This is a genomic window from Mesorhizobium sp. M7A.F.Ca.ET.027.03.2.1, from assembly GCF_003999175.1.
Classification (GTDB): Bacteria; Pseudomonadota; Alphaproteobacteria; order Rhizobiales; family Rhizobiaceae; genus Mesorhizobium.
On the sequence record NZ_RZOM01000992.1, the window covers coordinates 1 to 2,320 of the forward strand.

Here is a 2,320-nt window from a genome sequence, read left to right on the forward strand (position 1 = left end):
AATATGTACCATAGCTGAGGTCACCGAGTCAAGAAAAAATTCCTATCTCGGAAAAAACTGGCGGCACAAAAGCTACCAACACCGGCTACCACGAGGCTTTTTGTTAATCTGAGTTCGGAGCCCTGCCCTGCGGCGCACGCCGCGTCCTTCGGCTCTCGACGGGCGGGTCAGGGTTTGTGCCGCGCCGAGACGAGTTCCGCCTTGCGCCTTGCCGTCTCCATTCCCAGACCGATGAAAGCACGCGCGTGCTTGGCCAGCGCCATGTTGTCCGTCCACAGATTGCGCCAGATCGCGGTCTTCTTCGACAGGTTCTCATCGACGATTTCCGACGAGAAGGATTCGAAGCTGAGGTCGTCGCTGTAGCCGATCGCGGTCAGCGCATCGAAGATTGCGGCGAAATCGATATTGCCGGTGCCGAGGAAGCCGCGATGGCTTTCGCCGATATGGACATAGCCGATCTTATCGGCGGCATGACGGATGGCCAGGCCGACATCGGCCTCCTCGATGTTCATGTGGAAGGTGTCGAGATGCAGGAAGATGTTGTCCGAGCCTGTGTCCTCGATGAAGGCCAGCCCTTGCGCGGCGGTGTTGAGCAGATTGCTTTCGAAGCGATTGACGATCTCGAGGTTGAGCGTGACGCCGGCCGTCTTGGCTGTTTCGGCAACCTTGGCCAGCGTGCCGGCACTGCGCTGCCATTGATCGCGCGTCGGCGCCTCGACCTGCAATCCGTGGCTGGTCGAGAGAATGCCGGCGACCTTCCGGCCGCCGAGATCGCGCGTCAGCGCGATGGTGTCGTTGAGGATTTCGACGCCGCGCGCGGCAATCGCCTTGTCGGCGCTCGAAATGTCGCCATCAGCAGGCAATCCGATGCTGATCGCCACGCCGAGGCCAAGATCGGCAATGCGCCTGGCAAGCCCGCCGATGTCGACATTGGCGGGATCGAGATAGGAGAATTCGATGAGGTCGAAGCCGGCCTCCCTGGTGTTGGCCAGCGTGCGCTCGAGATCGGCCTTGGCCGAGCCCGCCGACCAGACGAAAGAATGGATTCCAATACGCGACATCATCGTCTCCGGCTTCTGCGCATCGGCCCCATTGGGGAACCGATGCCTGGACAAGACGTGCGGCCGGGTGATCCCGGCCGCACGCTGCTGAGGGACGTTTAGCGGGCCGCGGTCCAGCCCTTGTAGTCCTTCAGGTTCTCGGCCGTGATCAGCTTCGGGTCGAGCAGCACGGTCGGCTCCGCCGGCTTCTTGCCGGCCAGCAGTTCGGCCGCCATCGTCAGTGACTGGCCGGCCATCACGTAAGGATCCTGCGAGGCCGAAGCCTTGATCATCGAGGTGCCGGAGGAGAGCTCCTTCTCGATATCGGGCGCGCCGTCGACGGCGGTGAAGATGAATTCCGAACGGTTGAGCTGCTTGGCCGCAAGCTGGGCGCCGATCGCCGTCGGGTCATTGATGGCAAACACCGCATCGATCTTGTCGAAGCGGGTGAGCAGCGACTGGAACACCTTCAGGCCGCCGTCGCGCGAGCCTTCGGCATTCTGGTCGTCGGAGAGGATCTTGATGTCGGGATGCTGCGCCAGCACGTTCTTGCAGCCCTTCACCCGCTCCAGGATCGAGGACGATGCCGGTCCGTTGAGGATGACGTAGTCTCCCTTGCCGCCGGTGTGGTCGACCAGGTACTGGCAGGCCTCTTCGCCGGCCTTGACGTTGTTGGTCATCACGGTGACGTCGGCGCCCGGCGCCGAAACGTCGAAGGCGGCAACGACGATACCCGCAGCCTGTGCCTTCTTCACCGCCGGCGCGATCGCCTTGGCGTCGACGGCATTGAGCATGATAACGTCGACGCCGGCGGCGATGAACGAATCGACCTGCGAGACCTGCTTGTTGAGGTCATAGTCGGCCGACACCGAGGTCACCTCGACCTTCGGGTTGATCTTCTTGGCCGCGTCCTCGATGCCCTTGATGGTGGCGACGAAGAAGGGATTGCCGAGCAGGCCGACCGAGATACCGACCTTATTGAGGTCCTTGGCCGTAGCAGGCGCGATGGCGAGCGACGCGAGTGCGACGCCGCAGAGCAGTTTGGCGATGGTCTTCATTGCTTTCCTCCGATTGCCCCGCGCCTCTCACGGTGCGTTACACAAACCGGTCGTTGACGCCGGCGACTAAGGTCAATCACGTTCTTGCTCCTGCCTGGAGCCTGTAGCGGTCGAGGGCGACCGCCACGATGATGACCAATCCCTTGATGATGTACTGCCAGATGTCGGAGACACCGGCCAAGATGAGCCCATTGGAGAGCACCGCGATGATCAGGCCGCCGA

At 62.2% G+C, this 2,320-nt stretch carries 2 protein-coding genes and 1 pseudogene; all 3 read right to left on the reverse strand.

Annotated elements, in window-relative coordinates:
* Positions 1-167: 167 nt before the first annotated feature.
* Positions 168-1,061, reverse strand: coding sequence for a sugar phosphate isomerase/epimerase (locus EN750_RS30110; RefSeq protein WP_127398912.1), 894 nt, complete (start codon positions 1,059-1,061; stop codon positions 168-170).
* Between the two features lie 98 nt (positions 1,062-1,159).
* Complete coding sequence (locus EN750_RS30115) at positions 1,160-2,098, reverse strand: ABC transporter substrate-binding protein (RefSeq protein WP_127329989.1); 939 nt, start codon at positions 2,096-2,098, stop codon at positions 1,160-1,162.
* Positions 2,099-2,174: 76 nt separating this feature from the next.
* Positions 2,175-2,320 (reverse strand): annotated as a pseudogene (locus EN750_RS30120) (ribose ABC transporter permease); the annotation flags it as partial.

What these genes read in the sequence shown, in the direction of transcription:
- EN750_RS30110 (WP_127398912.1), bottom strand. Translation starts at nt 1,061, where the DNA reads ATGTCGCGTATTGGAATCCATTCTTTCGTCTGGTCGGCGGGCTCGGCC.
- EN750_RS30115 (WP_127329989.1), bottom strand. Translation starts at nt 2,098, where the DNA reads ATGAAGACCATCGCCAAACTGCTCTGCGGCGTCGCACTCGCGTCGCTC.